Source organism: Flavobacterium panici, from assembly GCF_024499525.1.
GTDB classification, from domain to species: Bacteria; Bacteroidota; Bacteroidia; order Flavobacteriales; family Flavobacteriaceae; genus Flavobacterium; species Flavobacterium panici.
Window position 1 is genome coordinate 1,350,973 of the sequence record NZ_CP100437.1, and the last position, 24,428, is coordinate 1,375,400.

A 24,428-nucleotide genomic window follows, 5' to 3' on the forward strand; every position below is an offset into this window, starting at 1 on the left:
TTAACATCTAACTTTTTACAAACCAAAAAATATCATTTATGAATGTATTAAAACGTTGTATTTTTGGAATCGGCCTCTTAAGTGTGGCTTTAGTTTCAGTTCAATGCAAAAACGATAAAAAAATGGATTCGACAGTTTCAGATCAAAAAGCAGCGGTAACAATTGAAAAATCTTCTTATGGAACAACTGCAAAAGGAGAAAAAATCGATAGTTACAAGCTGAAAAACCAAAACGGAATGGAAGTAGATATCATCACTTTTGGTGGTATTATTACGGATTTAAAAGTTCCGAATAAAGAAGGTGTTTCTGAAAACGTGGTAACTGGGTTCAATTCTTTGGCAGAATATGAAAAAGAAAACCCGTTTTTTGGAGCTTTAATTGGAAGATTTGGAAACCGAATCGCTAAAGGAAAATTTACTTTAGATGGAAAAGACTATCAATTGGCAATTAACAACGCTCCAAATGCTTTACACGGCGGACCAAAAGGTTTCTTTAAAGTGGTTTGGAAAGCTGAGCAAATTAAATCGGGTGAAACAGCTTCTTTAAAATTATCTTATTTAAGTAAAGATATGGAAGAAGGTTATCCTGGAAACTTAAAAGTTTTTGTAACATACACGTTGACAAATAATAATGAATTAGAAGTTTTGTATGAAGCAGAAACTGATAAAAAGACGGTTGTGAATTTAACACAGCACACTTATTTTAATTTATCCGGAGATTTTTCGAAAACAATCTTAGATCATGAATTGACTTTAAATGCTGATAAAATTGTTCCGGTTGATGCAACTTTAATTCCAACAGGAAAATTAGACGATGTTGCCAATACGCCTTTTGATTTCAGAAAACCAAAATTAATTGGAAAAGATATCGAAGTGAAGAATGAACAATTAGAAAGAGGAAAAGGATACGATCACTGCTGGGTATTGAACAATCCTGAAAAGGGAAAAACCATCATTGCAAAAGTATATCACGCACCAAGCGGAAGAATTCTGGAAATGACTACAGACGAACCTGGAATTCAGTTTTACTCAGGAAATTTCCTTGACGGAACTCTTCCAACACGTGATGGAAAAACATACGCTCACAGAACTGGACTTTGTTTAGAAACAGAGCATTATCCGGATTCTCCAAACCAGAAAAATTTCCCAACAACGGTTTTAAACCCGGGAGAAAAATACAAAACTAAAACTACCTTTAAATTCTCAGTGAAGAAATAGTTTTAGAATTTGTTTATTAGTTTAATTCTCTAAGAAACCTCGAAAGTTTATGCTTTCGAGGTTTTTTTATGTTTTCTGCGGTTTAAAAGTGAGTTTTTTGAATCTCGCAAAGGCGAGAAGACGCAAAGTTTTTATTTTCTTGGCGTCTTCGCGCCTTTGCGAGATTAATCTATTTAGAACTTATAAAAATCTTAACTTAGCGAAATGAAACATTTATTTAAAGCGCAACTAAACTGGACTTCGAAACAAAGCCCATCTGAAGAATTAAAAAAATTCTACAGCAAAAACCATCAAATTAAAATTGAAGGAAAACCAGTTTTAGATGTTTCAGCAGCAAAAGCGTTCAAAGGAGATCCATCATTATATAATCCTGAAGATTTATTGTTGAGTAGTTTGGTTTCCTGTCATATGATGTCATACTTATATGTATGTTCTCAAAATGCAATTGAGGTTCTCGAATATTCAGACAACGCTGAGGCAACACTCGAAGTTTCTCCAGACGGAAGCGGACGTTTTGTTGAGGTTAGATTATATCCGAAAGTAAAAATCTCAAATCCAGATCAAATCGAACTAGCTCTGGATTTACATTTTAAAGCAAATCAATTGTGTTTTATTGCTAATTCGTGCAATTTTCCTGTTTTGCATGAGGCGAGTTGTGAGATTGATTAATGAATAATAATAAACTATGAAAACAGAAAAGATAAAAAATAAGAATGAAGATGATGAATCTTTATTAAGTGATTTTCAAAAGAGAGCTATTGATGAGGCTTTGGATGATATTGAAAAAGGAAAAGTGATTCCTCAGGATGAGGTTATGAAGGAAACTAAAAAACGTTTTCCTCATTTGTTCAATAGATAGTCTGGTTGATGAAAATTAACGACATATATGTTGTTTCGTTTTAAAGATTATGGATATCCGTAAATAAACAAAATCTAAAAAGAATAGATTTGATAATTACAAATTTTAATAAAAGGAAATGAAAAAAACATTAATACTATTGTTTATTGTCTTTGCTTCATGCGAAAAAAAAGAATTACCTTCTAATGTATCAAGTGCGTTGTATGATTTAGATGTCTTTAAAAAAATATGTAGAGATTATGATAGTTTAGTAAGCACTTTAGATGAGTCAAAGATAAATGGTTTACCAATCGATTCTTTAAATAGTATAATTGTAAGAATAAAAGTTAACCGGGAGATGCTTCAAGAAAGAGAATATAAAGTAGAAGAGTTTCTAAAATATAATCCAGAATATTCAGATTATGATGAAATTAAAAATAGAAAAACTATACCATTAATTGATATTAATGAAAATTATGATTTAATTTTAAAAAGACATACTGCTTTAAAAATAAAAAACAACGTTCATAAATGATTATTATTTAAAATCATTCATATAGAGATGGTCAAGAATTGTTTCTTTTAACTTTTCTTAATTCTACAAACTAAAAAAACCTCTTCCGTTAAGAAGAGGTTTTTTGTACCCGGAGCCGGAGTCGAACCGGCACGGTTTCCCACAGGTGTTTGAGACCAGCGCGTCTACCAATTCCGCCATCCGGGCTTAGCAGACGAAAAAATAATGATAAATCAGTTATTTTAACGCAATAGAATGAGATCAAAAATGTGCCCATTCCTTTAACACGGTGCAAATGTAAAAAATAAAATTAAATCATCTACTAAAAATACTTAAATATTTCCTTTCAGTGTCCAATAAATTTTATAAATTTGCACCTCGCTAAAACGACGCACACACAACTAACTACAAAACAACAAATTATAATGTCGCACCTAGAACCAGAAGCTAAAATTTTTGCTTGTTCACAAAGTGTTTATCTTGCAGAAAAAATTGCAGAACAATACGGAATTCCGTTAGGAAAAGTAACGATGTCAACGTATAGTGACGGAGAATTTCAACCGTCTTACGAAGAGTCAATCAGAGGATTACGTGTTTTTATTGTGTGTTCAACTTTCCCATCTGCAGATAATTTGATGGAGTTGTTATTAATGATTGATGCGGCAAAACGTGCATCAGCAAGACATATTACAGCTGTTATGCCTTATTTTGGTTGGGCAAGACAGGATAGAAAAGACAAACCAAGAGTGCCGATTGGAGCGAAGTTAGTAGCAAATCTATTAACTGCTGCAGGAGCAACAAGAATCATGACAATGGATTTGCATGCAGATCAAATTCAGGGATTCTTTGAAAAACCGGTAGATCATTTATTTGCATCTACAATCTTTTTGCCTTATGTGCAGAGTTTAAATTTAGAAAATTTGACTATTGCATCTCCAGATATGGGAGGATCAAAAAGAGCTTATGCTTACTCTAAGTTTTTAGAATCAGATGTAGTAATCTGTTATAAACAAAGAAAAGCAGCCAACGTTATCGACACTATGGAATTGATTGGTGAAGTAAAAGGTCGTAACGTAATATTAGTAGACGACATGATCGATACAGGAGGAACTTTAGCAAAAGCTGCCGACTTAATGATCGAAAAAGGAGCGCTAAGCGTAAGAGCAATTTGTACACACGCTATTTTATCAGGCGGTGCATATGAGAAAATTGAAAATTCGAAATTAACAGAATTAATCGTTACTGATTCAATCCCGTTAAAGAAAGAATCAAATAAAATCAGAGTAGTGAGTTGTGCACCTCTTTTTGCAGAAGTTATGCACATGGTGCACCACAACAATTCCATTAGTGGAAAATTTATAATGTAAAAGCAGTATGCTGTAGGCTTTAAGCCGTAAGCTTTTGTTTATATTTTAAAAAGCATAAAGCCTAGTGCCTAAAGCTTAAAGCAAATTAAGAATATTTATTAATAACTATATTTTTTTACAATGAAATCGATTACAATTAAAGGATCAGAAAGAGAAAGCGTGGGCAAAGTGTCAACTAAAGCCTTACGTAATGCTGGAGCGGTTCCTTGCGTGTTATACGGAGGAAATCAGGCAGTACATTTCTCAGCGGACGCTGCGGCATTCAAAAACTTGGTTTACACTCCAAACGCTCACACAGTTGTGATCGAACTTGGAAAAGGAAAATCATTCAATGCAATTTTGCAAGACATTCAGGTTCACCCTGTATCTGACAAAATTTTACACATTGACTTCTTCCAATTATTTGATGACAAAGAAATCACAATGGAAGTTCCTGTGAAAATTGTTGGTACATCTAAAGGTGTTCTTGCTGGAGGTGTTTTACGTTTAAACACTCGTAAATTAAAAGTAAAAGCTTTACCTAAAAATCTTCCTGATTTTGTTGAAGCTGATATTACTCCACTTGAAATGGGTAACAAATTATACGTTACTAAAGTTGGTGCTCCAGAATACAAAATCATGCACCCAGACAACACAGTTGTTGCTCAAGTAAGAATTTCTCGTGCTGCTATGAAAGCTGCTCAAGAAGCTGCAAAAGCTGCAAAAGCTCCTGCAAAAGGAAAGAAAAAATAATTTTTTCAATTATTCAATACAAAAAGCCTCAATCTTACGATTGGGGCTTTTTTTTTGAGTTTCTAAGTTTCTAAGGTGCTGAGATACTAAGTTTTTTCATTGCTGTCAGGCTGAGCGAAGTCGAAGCCCGCACAAAGTATTAAATTTAGATTATCGAACACCTTACGGTCCTTCTCCCGAGACTTTGGGATCGCTCAGGATAAAATATTGAACATACAAATAAAAATCAGTGTAAACCTGTTTCATCCGCATCATCCGTGTGCCATCCTTAAAGAATATTCACAGTTAAAAAATAATTATCCAATCAACCAATTGGCACATTCTCTAATTAATCATACTTTTGCAAACATGATAAAATGGATAACAAAACTGTTTTCATCAACACAAAAAGAAGAGAACATAGATAATATGAAGAAATATTTAATTGTTGGTTTAGGAAATATTGGAGCCGAATACGTAAACACAAGACACAATATCGGATTTAAAGTATTAGACTTTTTAGCCAGAAAAGAAAGCCTGTCATTTGAAACCGTAAAACTAGGATCTTTAGCCGAATATAAGTTTAAAGGAAGAACATTTCTTCTGCTTAAACCAAACACTTACATGAACCTTAGCGGAAAAGCAGTAAAATACTGGATGGATAAAGAGAATATTCCGCTGGAAAATATTCTTGTAATTACAGATGATTTAAACCTGTCATTCGGAACCATCAGAATCAAACCAAAAGGAAGCGATGGAGGCCATAACGGATTAAAAAACATTAATCTCGTTTTGAATACACAGCAATATACCCGTTTTAGATTTGGAATCAGCGATCAATTTAAAAAAGGACAGCAGATAGATTATGTTTTGGGAGAATGGAATGATGATGAAAATTCGAAATTACCGGAACGTTTAGAAACTTCAGCCGAAATTATTAGATCTTTTGGAACGGCAGGATTAGAAAATACCATGACAACGTTTAATGGAAAATAAAGATTTTCAGTTATTTATATTAAAAAAAATCAATTTATCAATTAATTAAATTGAATTATAACGAAATAGTATTTTCAATTACAAAGTTAAATGTCTAAATTTGGGATAAATTATTATAAACCATAAAAATCCTTATATCATGGCTTTTGAATTACCACAATTACCTTATGCATATGATGCATTAGAACCACATATTGATGCGCGTACAATGGAGATCCACCATACAAAGCACCACAATGCATACACTACAAATCTTAACGCTGCTATCGCAGGAACAGATTTAGAGGGAAAAACAATCGAAAATATCTTAATTAACTTAGATAAATCAAACGCTGCAGTTCGTAACAATGGTGGAGGTTTTTACAACCACAACTTGTTTTGGACAGTAATGTCTCCAAACGGAGGAGGATTACCAACAGGAGATTTATTAGCTGCTATCGAAGATTCTTTTGGAACTTTTGAAGAATTTAAAGCAAAATTCGCTAAAGCCGGAGCAACTCAGTTTGGTTCAGGATGGGCTTGGTTAACAGTACTTAAAGGAGGAAAATTAGAAGTTGTAGGTACTCCAAATCAAGATAATCCATTAATGCCGGAAGTTGCTGGTAATGGTGGAACTCCAATCTTAGGAATGGACGTTTGGGAACATGCTTACTATTTAAACTACCAAAACAGAAGACCGGATTATATTGAAGCTTTCTTTAGTGTAATTAACTGGACAGAAGTTGCTAGAAGATATGCTTTAGACAAATAAGAAAATAGAGTAAAGAATAAAGAGAAAAGACGGATGACTAAAAAGTTATCCGTCTTTTTTTATTTTACCATTTTCCGAAGAAACTGTTGATGTCAAAATAATATTTAACCTCTTCTCCTTTTTCGTTAGTTAAACTTAATAAATCGTAATGTTTATTTCCTTCACTCAGTAGAGCCTGTCCGTTCATTTTGCAATTAGGGCACAGCTGTCTCACAATTTGATATTCTTCTGAAACACTTTTTACTTTGATGGCATTTTTAATTGAACTGCCATCTTTAGTTGTATTTGCAGTAGTAGATTTTGTTCCGGAACAACTGATAAAGGAAAGACTTAGGATAATAAGAATAAAAAACTTTTTAAGAAATTGCATATGATTGGTTTAAATAATTGAAGTGCGATATTAATAATTTTATAAACCGAAAAACTTTGATTTTATTGTAATAAAAAAGGCGGAATCTCTTCCACCTTTTTTGCCCCAAATCTACCATAAACTTAACCTACTAATGTTATGGTTTTATAAATGTATGACAGTTATTTTTATTAAGAAAATTTTTCGGATGAAAGGTAAATATATCCGATGAAATGACTATAATATGTTAAAGGAGAAATACTTGAGTTTATTCCAATAAAAAAGGTGGAATCTCTTCCACCCTTTTTGCCCCAAATCTACCATAAACTTAACCTACTAATGTTATGGTTTCCCAAAAGTATTGTAGCTTTTCATTTTTACCAAACAAACAGGATAAACGGCAAAAAAAACCGATGAAATGCACAAATTAACCTTTTATTAATACTTTTTTAATACGCTCTGGCGTCTTTTCCTTCGTAGAAATTCATAAATGCTCGATTTACAACGCGGTTTCCTCCTGGGGTAGGATAATCACCTGTAAAGTACCAGTCTCCTAAGTTTTTAGGACATGCAATATGTAAGTCTTCTACTTTTTGGAAAATAATTTTTACCTCGGCATTAATTTCCGGAGAACTTAACATCTCGGCAATTTTATCTGAAATTTCTTCTGGTGTAAATTGGTCGTAAATTGCAGTTACATAATTCACAACATCTGTGTCTGCGAAATTTTCCTGAGCTTTACATTTAGCATAAACTTCGTCAACAATATAATATAAGTTTCTTTCTTTCAATAATGTTAAAGCAGCTCTAAAGGCAACAAGTCCTTCAAGTTTTGCCATATCGATTCCGTAACAGTCAGGATAACGAATTTGTGGTGCCGATGAAACAATAACAATACGTTTTGGTTTTAAACGATCCATCATTTTAATGATACTCATTTTCAATGTAGTACCACGAACAATACTATCGTCAATAATAACTAAATTGTCTTCTGGTTTAATTACACCATAAGTAACATCGTAAACGTGAGCAACTAAATCATCACGGCTGCTGTCTTCAGTAATAAAGGTTCTAAGTTTAGCATCTTTAATAGCCACTTTTTCTGTACGTATTTTTACAGCTAAAAGTTCCTGAAGCGTTTCTGCAGTAAGTGTATTTCTGTTTTCCAGAATATAATTGTTTTTTCTCTGATTTAAGAAATCCTGAGCAGCCTCGACTAAACCATAAAATGAAGTTTCGGCTGTATTTGGAATGTAAGAGAAAACAGTATTGTCTGTATCGCTGTCAATTGCGTTAAGAACTGCAGGCAAAATTAATTTACCTAAATTTTTACGTTCCTGATAAATTTCAGCATCACTTCCTCTTGAGAAATAAATTCTTTCAAACGAACAAGCTTTCTTTACAGTTGGTTCTAAGATTTGATTCATAGAAACTTTTCCGTTTTTCTTGATAATCAAAGCGTGACCCGGATCGATTTCCTGAACGTTTTCAAAAGGCACATTAAATACAGTTTGAATAACAGGTCTTTCAGAAGCTACAACTACTACTTCATCATCTTGGTAAAAATATGCTGGACGAATTCCGGCTGGATCTCTAAAAACAAAAGCGTCGCCATGACCTAATAAACCAGCCATTGCATAACCGCCATCTAAGTTTTTAGCAGAACGAGCTAATATTTTTGCAATATCCAAACGTTCAGCAATTACTGGTGAAGCTTCTCTTTTTGAGTAACCTTCGGCTTTACAGTCTTGGTACAATTGCATAACTTCTTTATCTAAGAAGTGACCAATTTTTTCCATTACTGTAACAGTATCTGCCATTTCTTTTGGGTGCTGTCCAAGTTCAACTAAGTTTTCGAAAAGTTCTTTAACATTAGTCATATTGAAATTTCCGGCCAAAATCAAGTTACGGTGCATCCAGTTACTTTGACGTAAAAATGGATGTACGCTTTCGATACTGTTTTTTCCAAAAGTTCCGTAACGAACGTGTCCTAAAAACAATTCACCAACATATGGAATTTCTGATTTTATTTTTTGAACATCGTCACCAATTTCAGGCTGTGCTTTTAATTCCTCACTGATTCTCTCATTGATTTGTTTAAAAACATCTTGTATTGGCTGCGAATGGTTTGAACGAACTCTGCTGATGTAGCGTTGTCCAGGTTCAACATCAAGTTTGATGCTTGCAAAACCAGCTCCGTCTTGTCCACGGTTGTGCTGTTTTTCCATCATCAAATACATTTTCTGAATTCCGTAAAAAGCAGTTCCGTATTTCTCTTTATAATATTCAAGCGGTTTAAGAAGTCTAACTAAGGCTATACCACATTCGTGTTTTAAAGCGTCGCTCATTGTTTCTTGTATTTTGTGTTGTTGTAAGTTGTGTGTATTAACGTAATAAAAAAAAGCCCCGTGTTATCGAGGCTTTTGGGCATTATATTTCTATGTCAAACTGAGTTAACGACTTAAATTGCTGTAATCGAATCGCTACTTCTGCTTTGCTTAATGTTTCCATCCTTTCAGTTCCAAATTTCTCTACGCAGAACGAAGCTAAATTTGAACCGTAAATAATTGCATTTTTCAAATTGTTAAACGAAATGTTTTCGCTTTGTGCAATGAATCCAGAAAATCCTCCTGCAAACGTGTCTCCGGCTCCGGTTGGGTCAAAAACATCTTCAAGCGGTAAAGCTGGTGCAAAAAATACTTCTCTGTTGTGGAATAAAAGTGCGCCGTGTTCTCCTTTTTTGATCACCACATATTTTGGTCCCATATCCTGGATTTTAGCCGCTGCTTTTACTAATGAATATTCACCAGAAAGTTGTCTTGCTTCTTCGTCATTGATTGTAATAACATCTACACGTTTAATAACGTCTAATAATTCCGGAAGAGCACAGTCCATCCAAAAGTTCATTGTATCTAAAACAACTAATTTTGGTTTTTTCTCTAATTGATCTAAAACGCTGCTTTGTACTAACGGATGTAAATTTCCTAACATTACAACATCAGCATCTTTGTAGTTTTGAGGAACTTTTGGCTGAAAATCAGCTAAAACGTTCAACTCAGTTACTAATGTATCTCTAGAATTTAAATCATTGTGGTATAAACCGCTCCAAAAAAACGTTTTACCGCCTTTTACAATTTCGATACCAGAGATATCAATATTTTTTGAAGTTAATAAGTCTAAATGTTCTTGAGGAAAATCATCGCCAACTACAGAAACTATGGCCGATTGCAAGTTGAAAAATGAAGCTGATAAACCAATGTACGTTGCAGCACCACCTAAAATTTTATCTGTTTTTCCGAAAGGAGTTTCAATCGCGTCGAAAGCAACCGTTCCAACAATCAATAATTTATTCATTTTATGAATTTCGAATTAGGGTGCAAAGATACTCTATAAGTTACAATCTTGCAACGGTTTAGGTTCTCAAAATTTTCTTAAAAAAACAATAACGATTTCGGGTCTAATTCTATTGTAAATGAATGAATTATATTTAGTTTTTCCGAGTGCTTAAAATATGTTTTCCGGATTTAAATTGCAAGTTTTATTTTGAAAAAAAGCAGTAAAGATTTTTGCTAGATTTGTTCAAACATCAAAACTCATTTATGAAGAAAATAATAAACTTATTAATATTGTTTTGTCTTTTGATTTCCTGTGAAAGAAAAGATCCTAATTTTTCTGAAGAAATGATAGAAATTTTAGCTGATCGGGGAGAAATAAAAGAAGGAGTTGTAAGATTGCCACCTCCGCCAACGTCATTTACAGATTTATATTTTCGCATTAAAAGCAATGAAATTGTTTTAATAAATAGTAATGAATTGTTTTTCTTTTATAATGAGTATTATTCTGAAAAATTTAAATCTTTCAAGGATTTTTTAAATTAAGTTTTAAATGAAAAGCTTGTCTTGGATGAAAGATTGTTTGGAAAACCGAATTATCCTCAAAGGTTTAAATTGAATTCAAAAATAGAAAATGAATATTTAAATTTAGGATTTGATAAATTTTTAAAAAAGTATTCAAAAGAAACAGCATCAAAAAGATTAGTTCTTAATCGAGCGGTCATAAAAGAAGGGGAGCACTCAACTATAGCCTACTTTCTTTATATAAACAAATATGATATAAGCTCCGATTGTTATCGAGCAATTGATTATTTAAGTAAAAGAGAAGATTCTTTTAAATGAAGTTTTTTTATTTGTAATATTTTTTCTTCCCATTTTTCATTAAACTCTTCTAAAGAAATCACTGGAGATTTTTCAGCTTTTTTTATCCAATTTGAAAAATCTTCCTTAGATAAATTATTTTCTGTTTTTTCTATTTTCATTTTTTAAATAATCTACAACTGATACTTCTTATCAAAATAATTTTTCAAAAGACCAACCTGAACTAAAATCATAAAAGGAACAATCAAAAAGGCGTACAAAATATTTTTCGAAAAATGAATTCCTGAAAATGCTGTTGAAATTTTGTCAGAATATAATTTTCCAATTTCGTCGATTTTCCAATTGTTTTCTGAAACTGAAAAAAGAGAAATATAAATTAATAATGCTGCTACAGCCAATCCGATAAAAATCCAAACCGATTTAGAAATTAAAGGTTTGTATACTTTGATTTTTTTCTCTTCTAATAATTCGACTTTTGCCATTATTTTTGAGGTAAAATCTATTGATGGCGACTGCAGTTTTTCTTCGGCCATCATTTTTTCAATAAGCTGCTCTATATTTTTATCGCTCTCTTTCATAACATTCTATTATTTCAGGTTCTAACTGCTGTCTCAAAATTACGGCTAATTTTTGTCGGCTTCTAAATAATTTTACTTTCGCATTATTTGCGGATATATTCATGATCTTTCCAATTTCTTCTAAATTTTGATCATCAAAATAAAATAAAGTTAAAAGGAAATTTTCATCACTTGGTAACAAATTTAAACATTTTTGAATGGTTTGCTTTCGTTCTTTGTCTTCTAAAGCGGTTAAAGCAGTATCCATTGTTTTTATTAAATGAGATGAAAAATCATCTATCGAAATATTAAAATCATCTTTTTTACTTTTCTTTAATCTGTCCAGACAAGTATTATAAGCAATTTTATAAATCCAGGTCGAAAATTTAGATTCACCTTTAAATTTATTCAATGAACTATAAATTTTAATAAACGTATCTTGTGAAACTTCTTCTGCTTCTTCTCGATTTTTAACCATTTTGAGTGCCAAAGTAAAAATCATATCCTTATAACGATCCACCAGAACGGCAAACGCATTTGTCTCGCCCTGCAGAACTTTATCGATATAATGTTGATCACTTATTGTACTCATATTATATAGGACGACAGTTTGTTTAATTAGGTTACAAGAAATTTAAAATAAATTCTATTTTTTTTGAAAGAACAAATTCTAAATGGAAAATCCAATATTAAAATTCCAAATTCCAATTTGGTTATATATACATATATATAAGTATAGAACTTTGTCAAAAATTTATATTCACAATTTGTTCACGTATTCTTGTCATTTGACGAAGGAGAAATCTCCACAAGTAAACTCCGCAACGAGAGTCTAATCCTTGACGAGCTTCTCGCGGAGATTTCTCTTTCGTCGAAATGACAATTACGACTCGTATTTGTTATTAAATATTTTTAATAAATCTCAAAATTAACTGATAATCAGTAGGTTTTGGAATTTGGAATTAAAAAATTTTAAATTTTTTTAATTTTCTTGTAACCTCAATTTAAAAAGCCTCGTCATATGGAGTATCAATCAATTAAAAAAATATAAAATTATGGGACCAGAAATTTTAGTACCACTTAGCTTTTTTGCAATGATCTTCGGGATCGTTTATTTAGTTTACTCAACAAGAAACAGAGAGCGTTTAGCACTTATAGAAAAAGGTGTTGATGCTAGTATCTTTTTACAAGCAAAAAAAAATGGAGTCTCGCCTTGGAAAATACTTGTTGTAAATCTGGCATTTTTATTAATAGGAAGTGGCGTTGGAATTTTTCTTGCTTTATTGATTACAACTTACACTTCACTAAATGACGGAGCGGTTTATCCTTCAATTATTTTTATAATGGCAGGAATTGGACTTTTGACTGGATTTAAAACAGCAAAAGATTTGGATAAAGAGTAGTAGAGTTTGTAAAGATTTTAAGTTAGTAACTAAAAAACGCGTTTAAAGCAATTGTTTTAAGCGCGTTTTTGTTATTCTTTAGATCCAATAGTTTCGTAATAAACATCTACAGAAAGCTTGGGCTGCGCTGATGCCATAACAGCAAGTTCGTCGCAGCGTTCGTTTTGTGGATGATTATTGTGACCTTTTATCCATTTAAAATCTACTTGATGTTTACGATAAATAATTAAAAAGCGTTTCCATAAATCGGGATTTTTTCTACCGGCAAATTTCTTTTTCTCCCAGCCTAAAACCCATTTTTTTTCAACAGAATCCACTACATATTTAGAATCAGAAATTACAAGGACTTTCATATTTGGCTTTTTCAATTTTTCTAAACCAACAATTACAGCCAGAAGTTCCATTCTGTTATTAGTAGTAAGACGAAAACCTTCGTAAAATTCTTTTTTATGCGGAGTTCCAACTAATTCCATGACCACGCCATAACCGCCATTTCCCGGATTTCCTTTTGCAGCGCCATCTGTATATATATGTACTTCGTGTTGGGTCATTTTATTTTTTTGTTAACCATATAAGTTATATAAGTCCATTTAAAATATTGTCTTATATTTCTTAGGTTATTAAAAGTTCATTCTAATTTTTAGTATTTCTTATCTAGTTTTTAAACGCCAGCCTTAAATTATCTTATATAACTTAATATGGTTTAAATTTTAGAATCTGAATCTTCAAGTATTCTATGAATAATCTCAGGAAAATGTTTTTGTTCTAATTCATGAATCTTTTCAGCCACCGTTTCAGGAGTATCTTCATCAGTTAAAACAACATTTTGCTGAAATATGATCCCGCCTTCATCATAATTTTCGTTTACATAATGAATAGAGATTCCGGTTTCTTTCTCCTTATTATTAACTATCGCCCTGTGTATATGCATTCCGTACATTCCTTTGCCTCCATATTTAGGTAAAAGTGCAGGATGAATGTTGATTATTTTGTTTGGATACTGTTCAATTATGTTTTCAGGAAATTTCAACAAAAAACCAGCAAGAACTATCAAATCCGGGTCGATTTTTTGTATTTTTTGTAATACGTTTCGCTCTAAAAGTTCGTTTTTTTCGAAAATTTCGACTGGAATTTGATGATTTTTTGCTCTTTCAATAACTTTTGCCGAAGCATTATTTGTAAAAACCGAAACGACCTTTGCAATTTCAATGTTCGAAAAATATTTTATAATGTTTTCTGCGTTAGTTCCTGATCCTGAGGCAAAAACGATAATTTTTTTCATAATAGAATTTATTTTGAGAATGCAAAAAACGGAATAAAAATCGAAAATAAATAGCTTTAAAAGACCTTTCTTGAAATTAATTTTATAAATTAGTGTCACATTTATAAACTAAATAGTTGTTTTAAAATAAAGTTTTTTATTTTTGCCAACAAATTAAATTCTAAAATTAAAGATTATGTCAGACATTGCATCAAGAGTAAAAGCGATTATCGTAGACAAATTAGGTGTTGACGAAAACGAAGTTGTAACAGAAGCAAGCTTCACTAATGATTTGGGAGCTGACTCATTAGACACTGTTGAGCTTATTATGGAATTCGAAAAAGAATTTGATATTCAAATTCCAGACGATCAAGCAGAAAACATTGCTACTGTAGGTCAAGCTATTTCTTATATCGAGGAAGCTAAAAAATAATAATACCACACCCGAATTTTAAAAATTCCAAAGTTTGAATGTCCAAATTCCAAAATTGGAATTTGTTTTTTTTAAAAAATTGGAATTTCTAGAAATCGGGTGTTATTATTTTTTTAAATTTAAATTTCGATTGATTTTCAATCAAAAAGATATATTTATATTGTAATACCCATGGCTCTTAAGTAACAAAACTGTTAAGAAAGCGTGGGTTTTATTTGTTTAAAGACACAAAATACATAATTTATGACATTAAGGCGAGTTGTGGTAACAGGATTAGGTGCACTTACTCCTATCGGGAATAATATCCAGGATTATTGGAATGCACTTGTGAATGGGGTAAGCGGAGCCGCTCCTATCACATATTATGATACAGAGAAGCATAAAACGAAATTTGCCTGCGAAGTGAAAAACTTCAATATTGAAGATTACATGGATCGCAAGGAATCTCGAAGATTAGATAAATTTGCTCAATATGCAGTTGCTGCCAGTGATGAAGCTATTAAAGATGCCGGACTTACAGATGATAATGTCGACAAAACTAGAGTTGGTGTTATCTGGGGAGCAGGAATTGGAGGTTTAGAAACATTCCAGGAAGAAGTAATTTATTATGCAAAAGGTGATGGAACCCCAAAGTTCAATCCGTTTTTTATTCCAAAAATGATTGCCGATATCGCTCCAGCGCATATTTCTATGCGTAACGGCTATATGGGACCAAATTATACTACAGTTTCTGCATGTGCATCTTCTGCAAATGCATTAATTGATGCTTTCAACTACATTCGTTTAGGAATGTGTGATATTATTGTATCTGGTGGTTCTGAAGCTGCAATTACCATTGCCGGTATGGGAGGTTTTAACTCTATGCACGCTTTATCAACAAGAAACGAAAGTCCGGAAACAGCTTCAAGACCTTTTGATGCAACCAGAGATGGTTTTGTTTTAGGAGAAGGAGCAGGAGCTTTAGTTCTTGAAGATTACGAACATGCAAAAGCAAGAGGTGCAAAAATTTACTGTGAAATTGGAGGAGGCGGAATGTCATCTGATGCTTACCATTTAACAGCACCACATCCGGAAGGAATTGGAGTTATTGCAGTAATGAAAAATACGCTGAGAGATGCTGGAATGAACCCTGAAGATGTTGATCATATCAATACTCACGGAACTTCTACTCCACTTGGAGATGTTGCAGAATTGAAAGCTATTAGTGCCGTTTTTGGTGATCATGCAAAAAACATCAATATCAACTCGACAAAATCAATGACAGGACATTTACTTGGTGCTGCCGGAGCTATCGAAGCTATTGCTTCTATCTTAGCAATGAAACACGGTATTGTTCCTCCTACGATTAACCATACAGTAGTTGATGAGAATATCGATCCTGCATTAAACCTTACCTTAAACCAACCTCAAAAAAGAGAAGTGAATGTTGCTATGAGTAACACATTTGGTTTTGGTGGTCACAATGCATGTGTATTGTTTAAAAAAATCGCTGACTAATTTTCGTATATGAATATTATCAAAAAAATATTTTCTAAATCCCGTTCTCTAGAAGACGGGATTTTTTTTGACACTATTCAGAAAATTCTTGGTTTTCAGCCTGTAAATATTGAATTTTACAAAAAAGCTTTTACCCATAGATCGTCAAATAAATTAGATGAAGCAGGGCATCCTATAAATTACGAACGTTTAGAATTTTTAGGAGATGCTATGCTAAGTGCTGTAATTGCTGCGCATTTGTTTAATAAGGCACCAAATGGAGACGAAGGATATTTAACAAAAATGCGCTCAAAAATCGTAAGCCGCGAACATTTAAATGAACTTGGCAAAGATTTGAATTTAGTGCGTTTTGTAGAAAGTAAAGTACCTGTTCAGCATTTTGGAGAAAATATTCATGGTAATATTTTCGAATCGCTTATTGGTGCTATTTATTTAGATAAAGGTTATTCGTATTGCGAAAGATTTATCCAAAAAAGAGTAATTACACCTTATGTCGATATTGCAAGACTGGAAGGAAAAGTAATTAGTTATAAAAGCTTAGTTATCGAATGGTGTCAGAAAGAAAAGAGGATCTTTCATTACGACATTTTCGAAGATAACGGTATTGACGGACAACGCTTGTTTGGTGTCAAATTAAGTATAGACGATAAGGTAATCGCACGAGCGCGGGCAACCTCAAAAAAGAAAGCAGAAGAGAAAGCTTCACAAAGAGCCTATTTTGCATTTCAGGAAAAAATAGATAAGAAATAATTACAATTTTGATGTAATTTTCTTAATGCTAAATCGTTTTCGTTTATAAATTAACAAAAACAAGCTGCTTATAACTATTGATGCTCCGTTAGAAATAGTATATTTACAACTTGATTTTTCATGACATGGCTATTCATAGATTGGATTTAGACGAATTTGACGAAATTGATTATTATTTAATGGCAATTCATACTTCATTAGAAGATTATAGACTGGCCTATTTTATCAATAAGAACCTTCCGATTAACTTAAGTAAGAGCAAAAACGAGATCCATGCTCAGACTAAAGAAGGTGAGGCAAATTTTTCGAGATTTTATTATTATGATTCTGAGAAAGCTGTATCGTGGAATTTGATTCAGAATAAAAATGAGATCATTTCTGTGAGTACAAATGATTTCCAGAATTTGTTTTCTAATGAGACAAGTGAGGTTTCTACAACAATTCATTTACTTCCTGAATTCAAAAAAGTAGATTTTTTCCTGAAAATCGATAACAGTGAGGAAGCTGTCGATTTTTCAGAAATTCAGCAACAACTAAATTCAATAGAAAGTATTGCGGCAATTTATGCTGTAGATACCAATAAAATAAAATCAAAAAACAATCTAATTTTTTAAAAAAAATGTTAACAAACAAGAAAACCAAAATTGTAGCTACATTAGGCCCTGCATGTGGTACGAGAGAGATTATCAAGGATATGATCGACGCAGGGGTGAATGTGTTTAGAATCAATTTTTCGCATGCAGACTACGAAGGAGTAAAAGAAAAAATTAACATTATTAGAGGCCTGAACGAAGAGTTTGGTTACACTACAGCGATCTTAGGAGATTTGCAGGGACCAAAACTTAGAGTTGGTGTAATGGAAGAAGGAACGGTTGTACATGATGGTGACGAAATTACTTTCACTACAGCAGAAGATATTATCGGAAATGCAAAAAAAGCATTCATGAAATATCAAAATTTCCCAAATGATGTAAATGTTGGAGAACGTATTTTGCTTGATGATGGTAAACTGATTTTCGAAATTGTTTCAACAGATAAAAAAACAGAAGTTGTTGCTAAAGTAATTCAGGGTGGAGAATTAAAATCTAAAAAAGGAGTTAATCTTCCAAACACTAAAATTTCTTTACCGGCTTTAACTGAAAAAGATATTGCAGATGCCATTTTTGCAATTGAACAAAAAGTAGACTGGATCGCACTTTCATTTGTGAAAACTCCTCGCGATTTACAAGATTTACAAGAATTAATCGCTAAGCATTCAGAATATAAAATTCCAATTATTGCTAAAATTGAAATGCCGGAAGCTCTTGAGAACATGGATAAAATTGTAGCATATTGCGATGGTTTAATGGTTGCTCGTGGAGATCTTGGAGTTGAACTTCCTGCTCACGAAGTACCATTAGTACAAAAAGATTTGATTCGCAGAGCAAAAACAGCTAGAATTCCTGTTATCGTTGCAACCCAAATGATGGAAACAATGATTACAAGTTTAACACCAACAAGAGCAGAAGTAAACGACGTTGCTAACTCAGTAATGGATGGTGCAGATGCTGTAATGTTGTCTGGAGAAACTGCAACTGGAAATTATCCGGTTCAAGTTATTCAAAGAATGACACAAATTTGTGAGGCTGTTGAGAATTCTCCACTAATTCAGGTTCCACAAAACACTCCACAAATTAAAACAAAACGTTTTGTTACTAAAACAGTTTGTCACCAGGCAGCCTTATTAGCAAACGAAATTGAAGCTAAAGCAATTTGTACATTGACAAACAGCGGTTATACAGCTTTCCAAATTTCGGCTTGGAGACCATCTTCGGCACATATTTTAGTATTTACTTCAAACAAAAGAATCTTAACACAATTGAATTTATTATGGGGAGTTAAATCATTCTTCTATGATAATGAAGAAAGTACAGATGATACTGTAACCGATGTAAATAAAATTGCAGTTGAAAAAGGCTATGCATCAAAAGGTGATTATTTAATTAATCTTGCTGCAATGCCAATTAAAGAAAAAGGAATGGTTAATACCATGAGAGTTTCTGAAATAGAATAGTTTTCTTTTTTAAGATCACGATATTTTAAAATCAAATCCACCCATTCGGGTGGATTTTTTTTGCTTTATATATTCTTCAGTTTATAAATCCTCCCGTTTCAAGTTATAATTTGCAACATCATGGAGCAAAATAAAACCATTTTCATGTTGCAAGTTATAATTTGCAACAACGTAAAGCCTTAAAAATAGGATTATTCGTGTTTTTATTACTTAATTTTGAGATACTTAACAAAACGTTAAAAAAAACAGTTTCTGCAAATTCCCTCAAAGGCAACAGCTAAATGTTCTAAGAAATTGCTTTACATACAGGTTACTTTTTCTACTTCATTTTTGTAGAAAATTATAGTTCGATTTTTAGATAAAAACCATTATACAAACGAATTATTAACAAATCTTATTACCATGAAACAAAGTAAATTTAGAAATGCCATAATGCTTTTTGCATTCATATGCTTCACGATTGTTCAGGTGAAAGCTCAGAAAAAAGTCAACATTTTAGTATTGTGGGGCGATGATATTGGTACTACCAATATTAGCGCCTATAGCGATGGACTTATGGGATATACTACACCCAATCTTGATCGTTTAGCCAATGAAGGAATGCGTTTTCTTCATTATTATGGAGAACAAAGTTGTACTGCAGGACGTGCTGCTTTTTTAACAGGACAGCATGGTCTTAGAACCGGACTTACAAAAGTTGGTTTTCCTGGAGCGCCAATGGGTATGAGCCAGTTAGATCCTTCTATTGGAGGGATAATGAAAAGTTTAGGATATGCAACAGGTCAATTTGGTAAAAATCACGTGGGAGATCGTAATGAAAATTTACCAACCGTAAACGGTTTTGATGAATTTTTTGGAAACCTCTATCACTTGAATGCTGAAGAAGAACCAGAATTGCCGGATTATCCTAAAGATCCGGAATATCTAAAAAGATTTGGACCAAGAGGAGTATTAAAATGTACAGCAACAAGTACAGATGACGGAACTGTAGATCCTCGCTTTGGAAAAATTGGAAAACAAAGAATCGAAGATACAGGTCCACTTACTAAAAAAAGAATGGAAACGGTAGATGATGAAACATCAGCTGCTGCAATTGACTTTATCAAAAGACAAAATGCAGCAGGCAAACCATTTTTCTGTTGGTTCAATGCTACACGTATGCACCTTCGTACACACGTTAGAGCAGAACATAGAGGAAAATATACACATGGAGACAGTGAGTATATTGATGGTATGATTGAGCACGACGAAACTATTGGAAGTATTTTAAAAGCATTAGATGATTTAGGAATCGCCGACAATACGATCGTGGTTTATTCAACAGATAATGGCCCTCACATGAACACATGGCCAGATGGAGCAATGACACCATTTCGCTCTGAGAAAAATACAAACTGGGAAGGAGCTTTTCGTGTACCTTGTATTGTACGCTGGCCAGGACATATCAAAGCAGGAACTGTAACTACTGAATTGATGAGTCATAATGACTGGATTCCTACATTTGCTTCAATTGCAGGAGAACCCGATATCGTTAACAAGCTTTTAAAAGGTTACTCAGCAAACGGAAAAAACTATAAAGTACATTTAGATGGTTTTGATCAAAGTAAATTTTTAGAAGGCAAAACACCAAAAAGTGCCAGAGATAAATTCTTTTATACAGATGATGATGGTCTTTTAGTTGGTTTAAGAGAAGGCGATTATAAATATGTTTTTGCAGAACAGCGTTTGGGAGGTACATTGGGAGTTTGGGCAGAACCTTTTACCAAACTGCGTTTACAAAAAATATTCAATTTGTACCAGGATCCTTTTGAAAGAGCCGATATTACTTCAAATACTTTTTGGGACTGGCAGATGAATCACGTACAATTAATGTATGGAGCGATACAAGATGTGGTAGTTTTTGCAGAAACATTTAAGGAATATCCTCCAAGATCAATTCCGCCAAGTTTCTCAGCTTATACTATCATGGAAGAAACAATGAAAGATATTAAGGCACAAAAATATATTGAGAAAAACGTTTTACCTAAATTAAAAGAGGAAGAAGCAACAGATTCAAAAAAGAAAAAGTAGAAAATAAATGTTTAGTAGAGCTTGAATTATTACCCCATAATTCAAGCTCTATAACTTAAAAATCAATACTATGTATCAGAAAATATATGTATTGTCTCTGCTTTTATTTTTATTGGTTTCATGCAAAAATAAATCAGATGACGCTACAACTGTTAATCCTAAAGACAGTTCAGCAGTTATAGTTGGAGATCCGCTTCCCAGCTGGAATAAAGGTGCTTTAAAAGATGCTATTATTGCTTATGTTGAAAAAGTAACCAAAAAAGGAACTCCCGATTTTATTCCGATAGAGGATAGAATTGCGACTTTTGATAACGACGGAACATTATGGGCAGAAAAACCATATGTTCAGGAATTATTTGCTTTTTATCAGGTAAAAAAAATGGTTGGAGCCAATCCGGCTTTGGCACAAAAACAACCTTTTAAAGCTGTAGTAGAAAAAGACAAAACCTTTTTTGAAAAAGGAGGTGACAAAGCCCTTATAGAACTTGTTGCTGCAACCCACACCGGAATGACCGAGGACGAATTTGAAAAATCAGTAAATGATTTTTTTAAAACGGCTAGTTATCCGGGCAAAAATATTCCGGTAAAACAAATACGATATCAGCCTCAATTAGAACTGCTGAATTATCTCCGTGCCAACGGATTTAAAACCTATATCGTAACAGGCGGTACAATTGAAGTGGTAAGAGCAATATCTCAGGATTTTTACGGAATTCCAAAAGATCAGGTCGTAGGAACTTCTTTTAAATACAAATATGATGATGCCAAAAATGCCGTGCAGAGAGAATCTGCTTTAGATCATTTTAATGATAAAGAAGGAAAACCAGTTGGCATACAGCTGCATATTGGCCAGCGTCCGGTTTTTGCCTGCGGAAACGAAGGCGGAGCAGGAGATATTGCCATGTTGAAATATTCGCAGGGAAACAAATACCCATCCTTTCAATTATTGGTCAATCACAACGATTCCATTAGAGAATACAGCTATCAGGAAAAAGATAATTTATCATTAAGTACAGCCGCAAAAAACAAGTGGCATGTAGTAAGTATAAAAGACGACTGGAAAAAAGTTTTTGCAGATAAATAATTTGAATTAGTTAGGATCTCAAATGAAGCAGCTTTTGACATCAAAAGTTGTTTCATTGAGATTTTTAGATGGATTAAAAAACTTAAAAAAACAGTTATGAAACGAATCAGGTATTATATCAGTCATAAATTATTTTTCAGCACTCTGTTTTTTACTTTCTCTTTTGTTATTTCCGCTCAGGAAGCCGCGCCAAAAGCCGGAGCAAGTGCGCAGGAATTAGCAGATAAACTCGCAAATCCAGTGGCGAGTTTAATTAGTGTGCCTTTGCAGAACAATTTAAATTATGGTATTGGCCCTTTTAACGGATCAAAATATATAATAAATATACAGCCGGTAATTCCGTTTAAATTAACAGAAAATTTAAATCTAATTACCCGTTATATATTGCCAGTAGTTGATCAACGAGATATTACAGGAAACAATACACATCAATTTGGATTAAGCGATGCAACGGTTACCGCTTTTTTTGCTCCAAAAACAAAAGGCCTTATTTTAGGTATAGGTCCGGCATTTTTAATTCCAACAGCAACAGATGAATTATTAGGAACAGAAAAATTTGGAGTCGGTCCAAGTGTATTAGTAATGCATCAGGGAAAAGGACTTTCAGTAGGTTTCATAGCCAATCAAATTTGGTCAGTTGCCGGGAATGAAGACCGCGCCGATTTTAATCAGTTTTACACCCAGATATTTCTTTCTCACAGTTATAAAAGCGGAGCCAGTTTAGGTGTAAACGCCGAAATAACTCAAAACTGGGATGCAAAAACAACCCTAATCTCATTAAATCCATCTATTGGTGCCGTAACAAAATTAGGTGATCAGGTCGTTCAGTTTGCGATTTCGCCTTTAATTCCAATTACAGGACCTTCTGAATCAAAACCAGATTGGGGATTACGTGCTATTTTAGCCTTTGTTTTTCCGGGCTCATAACATCGTTTAGGAGTTTCTTTCATCTTAAAAAAACAAATCATGAAGTTAAAAATTTTATCCATTATAATAATGAGTTGCTTGGTCTCGTGTACCAATTCTACAACAAAAAAAGAAACTTCAACACCTGCCGATACTACAAAAACAGCAGTATTTAAACCTGCAGATTTTGAAGAACAGCTTGTTTATAATCGGGCATTTGAAGCCGTGATTTGGGGAATTCCCGCCGTTAATTCAGAATTGCTTCATGAAAGTCTTGTAAAAGTAAAAGGCGATTACAATCAAATAATTTATTGGTCGGGATTAATCAATTCCAAAAACCAAACCTTAACCCCAAATCCAGACGTAATTTATGTAAATCCATTGTACGACACACGACAAGGCCCTGTTGTTTTAGAAATTCCTCCGGTTGAAGGCGTTTCATCGCTAACAGGAAGTTTAGATGATGGGTGGCAAACCGCAATAGAAGATATTGGCCCCGCAGGAGTCGACAAAGGAAAAGGAGGCAAATACCTCATTTTACCGCCAAATTATAAAGACGCCGTTCCGTTAGGATATATACCCATGCCCTCTTCAACTTTTAAAGGATATGCAATATTGCGTTCAAATCTTACAGACGGAAGTCCAAATGATATTAAAAGAGCAGTTGACTACGGAAAAAAAGTTAAGATATATCCGCTTTCTGAAGCTGATAATCCGCCCGCAACAACATTTGTTGATTTATTAGAAGTTCCATTCAGTAACACCATTCCGTACGACTTTCATTTTTTTGAAATATTGAATCAGTTTATTCAAAGAGAACCTTGGATAACCCGAGACCTAGCAATGATTGATCAGTTAAAAACTATTGGAATTGAAAAAGGAAAAATCTTTCAGGCCGACGCCAGAAGACAGGAAATTTTAAATGCCGCAATAAAAGATGCTCATACCTGGATTGATTCAGAGTATCAAAGTGCATTTAAAATGCCTTTTTATAATGATACTAAATGGGCATTACCGGTTTCGCAGGATTTTGTAAAATCAATAGCGAGTGATTATTCCATACCAAACCTTTATCCGGTACGCGAAAGAGCGATCGCCTATTCAATAGCCTATTTTAGTGCCAAACATTTAGGAACGGGACAATTCTATTTAATATCAATTAAAGATGATAAAGGCGAAGAATTTGACGGCTCAAAATTGTATAAACTTCATTTGCCTGCAAAAGTTCCGGTAAAATTATATTGGTCAGTAACAGCCTACGATCGTGAAACCCATGCACTTATTTTAGGAATGAAATATGCAAGCCGTGCCTCAACATCGCCGGGACTTCAAAAAAACAGTGATGGTTCTGTAGATATTTATTTTGGTGCAAAAGCTCCGACAGGAAAAGAATCAAATTGGGTTCCGACAGATCCAAAACGAAAATTCGAATTACTGGCACGTTTCTACGGCCCGGAAAAAGGATTTTTTGACAAAACATGGAAAATGGGAGATGTTGAAGAAGTGAAATAATTACT

At 33.3% G+C, this 24,428-nt stretch carries 27 protein-coding genes and 1 tRNA gene; 19 read left to right on the forward strand and 9 right to left on the reverse strand.

The window, feature by feature from the left end; all coding sequences use genetic code 11:
* Window positions 1-38: 38 nt before the first annotated feature.
* The 4 genes from NLJ00_RS06055 (at window position 39) to NLJ00_RS06070 (ending at window position 2,590) form a co-directional block, all read left to right on the forward strand.
* Entirely contained in the window at window positions 39-1,217 is a 1,179-nt protein-coding gene (locus NLJ00_RS06055) for an aldose epimerase family protein (protein WP_256636583.1), read from the forward strand.
* Between the two features lie 204 nt (window positions 1,218-1,421).
* Window positions 1,422-1,886 (forward strand): OsmC family protein, encoded by a 465-nt coding sequence (locus tag NLJ00_RS06060; protein WP_053472913.1) that lies wholly within the window; start codon window positions 1,422-1,424, stop codon window positions 1,884-1,886.
* A 16-nt stretch (window positions 1,887-1,902) separates the two neighbouring features.
* Window positions 1,903-2,076, forward strand: a complete 174-nt coding sequence (locus NLJ00_RS06065; RefSeq protein WP_165590696.1) for a hypothetical protein — start codon at window positions 1,903-1,905, stop codon at window positions 2,074-2,076.
* Window positions 2,077-2,194: 118 nt separating this feature from the next.
* Window positions 2,195-2,590 carry a hypothetical protein gene (locus NLJ00_RS06070; RefSeq protein ID WP_053472912.1) on the forward strand — a complete coding sequence of 132 codons (396 nt, stop codon included), beginning with the start codon at window positions 2,195-2,197 and terminating at the stop codon, window positions 2,588-2,590.
* Window positions 2,591-2,696: 106 nt separating this feature from the next.
* Here NLJ00_RS06070 and NLJ00_RS06075 read toward each other — a convergent pair.
* A tRNA-Leu gene (locus NLJ00_RS06075) sits at window positions 2,697-2,776 on the reverse strand.
* Between the two features lie 218 nt (window positions 2,777-2,994).
* Here NLJ00_RS06075 and NLJ00_RS06080 point away from each other — a divergent pair.
* From NLJ00_RS06080 to NLJ00_RS06095, 4 genes are all read left to right on the forward strand, one after another.
* Complete coding sequence (locus tag NLJ00_RS06080) at window positions 2,995-3,936, forward strand: ribose-phosphate pyrophosphokinase (protein WP_053472911.1); 942 nt, start codon at window positions 2,995-2,997, stop codon at window positions 3,934-3,936.
* A gap of 120 nt (window positions 3,937-4,056) precedes the next feature.
* Window positions 4,057-4,668, forward strand: a complete 612-nt coding sequence (locus tag NLJ00_RS06085; protein WP_053472910.1) for a 50S ribosomal protein L25/general stress protein Ctc — start codon at window positions 4,057-4,059, stop codon at window positions 4,666-4,668.
* A 348-nt stretch (window positions 4,669-5,016) separates the two neighbouring features.
* Complete coding sequence (gene pth, locus NLJ00_RS06090) at window positions 5,017-5,643, forward strand: aminoacyl-tRNA hydrolase (RefSeq protein WP_053472909.1); 627 nt, start codon at window positions 5,017-5,019, stop codon at window positions 5,641-5,643.
* A gap of 139 nt (window positions 5,644-5,782) precedes the next feature.
* Window positions 5,783-6,394 carry a superoxide dismutase gene (locus tag NLJ00_RS06095; RefSeq protein WP_053472908.1) on the forward strand — a complete coding sequence of 204 codons (612 nt, stop codon included), beginning with the start codon at window positions 5,783-5,785 and terminating at the stop codon, window positions 6,392-6,394.
* A gap of 64 nt (window positions 6,395-6,458) precedes the next feature.
* On the opposite strand, the gene NLJ00_RS06100 is transcribed toward NLJ00_RS06095, so the two are convergent.
* The 3 genes from NLJ00_RS06100 to NLJ00_RS06110 all read right to left on the reverse strand — a co-directional run bounded on the left by NLJ00_RS06100 (window position 6,459) and on the right by NLJ00_RS06110 (window position 10,097).
* Window positions 6,459-6,764, reverse strand: a complete 306-nt coding sequence (locus NLJ00_RS06100) for a hypothetical protein (RefSeq protein ID WP_053472907.1) — start codon at window positions 6,762-6,764, stop codon at window positions 6,459-6,461.
* Window positions 6,765-7,192: 428 nt separating this feature from the next.
* On the reverse strand, window positions 7,193-9,091 hold the full coding sequence (locus tag NLJ00_RS06105) for an amidophosphoribosyltransferase (protein WP_256636584.1): 1,899 nt from the start codon (window positions 9,089-9,091) through the stop codon (window positions 7,193-7,195).
* An 82-nt stretch (window positions 9,092-9,173) separates the two neighbouring features.
* Window positions 9,174-10,097, reverse strand: coding sequence for a PfkB family carbohydrate kinase (locus NLJ00_RS06110; protein ID WP_053472906.1), 924 nt, complete (start codon window positions 10,095-10,097; stop codon window positions 9,174-9,176).
* A 245-nt stretch (window positions 10,098-10,342) separates the two neighbouring features.
* On the opposite strand from NLJ00_RS06110, the gene NLJ00_RS06115 reads away from it, so the two are divergent.
* The gene (locus tag NLJ00_RS06115; RefSeq protein ID WP_256636585.1) at window positions 10,343-10,621 is read left to right on the forward strand and encodes a hypothetical protein; all 279 of its coding nucleotides are present in this window, start codon (window positions 10,343-10,345) and stop codon (window positions 10,619-10,621) included.
* Window positions 10,622-10,884: 263 nt separating this feature from the next.
* Here the strand turns inward: NLJ00_RS06115 and NLJ00_RS06120 are convergent, their stop codons facing one another.
* The 3 genes from NLJ00_RS06120 to NLJ00_RS06130 are packed head-to-tail and all read right to left on the reverse strand — an operon-like array spanning window position 10,885 to window position 12,046.
* Window positions 10,885-11,058 carry a hypothetical protein gene (locus NLJ00_RS06120; RefSeq protein WP_256636586.1) on the reverse strand — a complete coding sequence of 58 codons (174 nt, stop codon included), beginning with the start codon at window positions 11,056-11,058 and terminating at the stop codon, window positions 10,885-10,887.
* A 12-nt stretch (window positions 11,059-11,070) separates the two neighbouring features.
* Window positions 11,071-11,475 (reverse strand): hypothetical protein, encoded by a 405-nt coding sequence (locus NLJ00_RS06125; RefSeq protein ID WP_256636587.1) that lies wholly within the window; start codon window positions 11,473-11,475, stop codon window positions 11,071-11,073.
* A complete protein-coding gene (locus NLJ00_RS06130; protein ID WP_256636588.1) occupies window positions 11,459-12,046 on the reverse strand; it encodes an RNA polymerase sigma factor in 588 nt (195 codons plus the stop codon). Before NLJ00_RS06130 ends, NLJ00_RS06125 begins: the two co-directional genes overlap by 17 nt.
* A 463-nt stretch (window positions 12,047-12,509) precedes the next feature.
* Here NLJ00_RS06130 and NLJ00_RS06135 point away from each other — a divergent pair, with 463 nt between their 5' ends.
* Window positions 12,510-12,857: a DUF6249 domain-containing protein gene (locus tag NLJ00_RS06135; protein ID WP_180857093.1), complete on the forward strand. Its 348-nt coding sequence runs from the start codon at window positions 12,510-12,512 to the stop codon at window positions 12,855-12,857.
* Window positions 12,858-12,928: 71 nt separating this feature from the next.
* Here the strand turns inward: NLJ00_RS06135 and rnhA are convergent, their stop codons facing one another.
* Complete coding sequence (gene rnhA / locus NLJ00_RS06140; protein ID WP_053472902.1) at window positions 12,929-13,408, reverse strand: ribonuclease HI; 480 nt, start codon at window positions 13,406-13,408, stop codon at window positions 12,929-12,931.
* Window positions 13,409-13,560: 152 nt separating this feature from the next.
* A complete protein-coding gene (gene purN / locus NLJ00_RS06145; RefSeq protein ID WP_053472901.1) occupies window positions 13,561-14,139 on the reverse strand; it encodes a phosphoribosylglycinamide formyltransferase in 579 nt (192 codons plus the stop codon).
* Between the two features lie 175 nt (window positions 14,140-14,314).
* On the opposite strand from purN, the gene NLJ00_RS06150 reads away from it, so the two are divergent.
* The 9 genes from NLJ00_RS06150 (at window position 14,315) to NLJ00_RS06190 (ending at window position 24,423) form a co-directional block, all read left to right on the forward strand.
* Window positions 14,315-14,551, forward strand: coding sequence for an acyl carrier protein (locus NLJ00_RS06150; RefSeq protein WP_007137004.1), 237 nt, complete (start codon window positions 14,315-14,317; stop codon window positions 14,549-14,551).
* Window positions 14,552-14,794: 243 nt separating this feature from the next.
* Window positions 14,795-16,048 (forward strand): beta-ketoacyl-ACP synthase II, encoded by a 1,254-nt coding sequence (gene fabF, locus NLJ00_RS06155; protein ID WP_053472900.1) that lies wholly within the window; start codon window positions 14,795-14,797, stop codon window positions 16,046-16,048.
* 9 nt (window positions 16,049-16,057) lie between these two features.
* Window positions 16,058-16,798 (forward strand): ribonuclease III, encoded by a 741-nt coding sequence (rnc, locus tag NLJ00_RS06160; protein WP_053472899.1) that lies wholly within the window; start codon window positions 16,058-16,060, stop codon window positions 16,796-16,798.
* A 125-nt stretch (window positions 16,799-16,923) separates the two neighbouring features.
* Window positions 16,924-17,412, forward strand: coding sequence for an IPExxxVDY family protein (locus NLJ00_RS06165; RefSeq protein ID WP_053472898.1), 489 nt, complete (start codon window positions 16,924-16,926; stop codon window positions 17,410-17,412).
* 5 nt (window positions 17,413-17,417) lie between these two features.
* Window positions 17,418-18,851, forward strand: a complete 1,434-nt coding sequence (gene pyk, locus NLJ00_RS06170) for a pyruvate kinase (RefSeq protein ID WP_053472897.1) — start codon at window positions 17,418-17,420, stop codon at window positions 18,849-18,851.
* 402 nt (window positions 18,852-19,253) lie between these two features.
* On the forward strand, window positions 19,254-20,921 hold the full coding sequence (locus NLJ00_RS06175; protein WP_256636589.1) for an arylsulfatase: 1,668 nt from the start codon (window positions 19,254-19,256) through the stop codon (window positions 20,919-20,921).
* 70 nt (window positions 20,922-20,991) lie between these two features.
* A complete protein-coding gene (locus NLJ00_RS06180; RefSeq protein WP_256636590.1) occupies window positions 20,992-22,005 on the forward strand; it encodes an HAD family hydrolase in 1,014 nt (337 codons plus the stop codon).
* A gap of 96 nt (window positions 22,006-22,101) precedes the next feature.
* Window positions 22,102-22,932 (forward strand): hypothetical protein, encoded by an 831-nt coding sequence (locus NLJ00_RS06185; protein ID WP_256636591.1) that lies wholly within the window; start codon window positions 22,102-22,104, stop codon window positions 22,930-22,932.
* A gap of 39 nt (window positions 22,933-22,971) precedes the next feature.
* Entirely contained in the window at window positions 22,972-24,423 is a 1,452-nt protein-coding gene (locus NLJ00_RS06190) for a DUF1254 domain-containing protein (protein ID WP_256636592.1), read from the forward strand.
* The last annotated feature ends 5 nt before the right edge of the window (window positions 24,424-24,428 follow it).

What these genes read in the sequence shown, in the direction of transcription:
- NLJ00_RS06060 (WP_053472913.1), top strand. Translation starts at nt 1,422, where the DNA reads ATGAAACATTTATTTAAAGCGCAACTAAACTGGACTTCGAAACAAAGC.
- NLJ00_RS06125 (WP_256636587.1), bottom strand. Translation starts at nt 11,475, where the DNA reads ATGAAAGAGAGCGATAAAAATATAGAGCAGCTTATTGAAAAAATGATG.
- NLJ00_RS06130 (WP_256636588.1), bottom strand. Translation starts at nt 12,046, where the DNA reads ATGAGTACAATAAGTGATCAACATTATATCGATAAAGTTCTGCAGGGC.
- NLJ00_RS06055 (WP_256636583.1), top strand. Translation starts at nt 39, where the DNA reads ATGAATGTATTAAAACGTTGTATTTTTGGAATCGGCCTCTTAAGTGTG.
- NLJ00_RS06150 (WP_007137004.1), top strand. Translation starts at nt 14,315, where the DNA reads ATGTCAGACATTGCATCAAGAGTAAAAGCGATTATCGTAGACAAATTA.
- NLJ00_RS06115 (WP_256636585.1), top strand. Translation starts at nt 10,343, where the DNA reads ATGAAGAAAATAATAAACTTATTAATATTGTTTTGTCTTTTGATTTCC.
- NLJ00_RS06070 (WP_053472912.1), top strand. Translation starts at nt 2,195, where the DNA reads ATGAAAAAAACATTAATACTATTGTTTATTGTCTTTGCTTCATGCGAA.
- rnhA (WP_053472902.1), bottom strand. Translation starts at nt 13,408, where the DNA reads ATGACCCAACACGAAGTACATATATATACAGATGGCGCTGCAAAAGGA.
- NLJ00_RS06190 (WP_256636592.1), top strand. Translation starts at nt 22,972, where the DNA reads ATGAAGTTAAAAATTTTATCCATTATAATAATGAGTTGCTTGGTCTCG.
- NLJ00_RS06110 (WP_053472906.1), bottom strand. Translation starts at nt 10,097, where the DNA reads ATGAATAAATTATTGATTGTTGGAACGGTTGCTTTCGACGCGATTGAA.
- purN (WP_053472901.1), bottom strand. Translation starts at nt 14,139, where the DNA reads ATGAAAAAAATTATCGTTTTTGCCTCAGGATCAGGAACTAACGCAGAA.
- pyk (WP_053472897.1), top strand. Translation starts at nt 17,418, where the DNA reads ATGTTAACAAACAAGAAAACCAAAATTGTAGCTACATTAGGCCCTGCA.
- fabF (WP_053472900.1), top strand. Translation starts at nt 14,795, where the DNA reads ATGACATTAAGGCGAGTTGTGGTAACAGGATTAGGTGCACTTACTCCT.
- NLJ00_RS06080 (WP_053472911.1), top strand. Translation starts at nt 2,995, where the DNA reads ATGTCGCACCTAGAACCAGAAGCTAAAATTTTTGCTTGTTCACAAAGT.
- NLJ00_RS06105 (WP_256636584.1), bottom strand. Translation starts at nt 9,091, where the DNA reads ATGAGCGACGCTTTAAAACACGAATGTGGTATAGCCTTAGTTAGACTT.
- NLJ00_RS06065 (WP_165590696.1), top strand. Translation starts at nt 1,903, where the DNA reads ATGAAAACAGAAAAGATAAAAAATAAGAATGAAGATGATGAATCTTTA.
- NLJ00_RS06185 (WP_256636591.1), top strand. Translation starts at nt 22,102, where the DNA reads ATGAAACGAATCAGGTATTATATCAGTCATAAATTATTTTTCAGCACT.
- NLJ00_RS06165 (WP_053472898.1), top strand. Translation starts at nt 16,924, where the DNA reads ATGGCTATTCATAGATTGGATTTAGACGAATTTGACGAAATTGATTAT.
- rnc (WP_053472899.1), top strand. Translation starts at nt 16,058, where the DNA reads ATGAATATTATCAAAAAAATATTTTCTAAATCCCGTTCTCTAGAAGAC.
- NLJ00_RS06135 (WP_180857093.1), top strand. Translation starts at nt 12,510, where the DNA reads ATGGGACCAGAAATTTTAGTACCACTTAGCTTTTTTGCAATGATCTTC.
- pth (WP_053472909.1), top strand. Translation starts at nt 5,017, where the DNA reads ATGATAAAATGGATAACAAAACTGTTTTCATCAACACAAAAAGAAGAG.
- NLJ00_RS06100 (WP_053472907.1), bottom strand. Translation starts at nt 6,764, where the DNA reads ATGCAATTTCTTAAAAAGTTTTTTATTCTTATTATCCTAAGTCTTTCC.
- NLJ00_RS06085 (WP_053472910.1), top strand. Translation starts at nt 4,057, where the DNA reads ATGAAATCGATTACAATTAAAGGATCAGAAAGAGAAAGCGTGGGCAAA.
- NLJ00_RS06095 (WP_053472908.1), top strand. Translation starts at nt 5,783, where the DNA reads ATGGCTTTTGAATTACCACAATTACCTTATGCATATGATGCATTAGAA.
- NLJ00_RS06175 (WP_256636589.1), top strand. Translation starts at nt 19,254, where the DNA reads ATGAAACAAAGTAAATTTAGAAATGCCATAATGCTTTTTGCATTCATA.
- NLJ00_RS06180 (WP_256636590.1), top strand. Translation starts at nt 20,992, where the DNA reads ATGTATCAGAAAATATATGTATTGTCTCTGCTTTTATTTTTATTGGTT.
- NLJ00_RS06120 (WP_256636586.1), bottom strand. Translation starts at nt 11,058, where the DNA reads ATGAAAATAGAAAAAACAGAAAATAATTTATCTAAGGAAGATTTTTCA.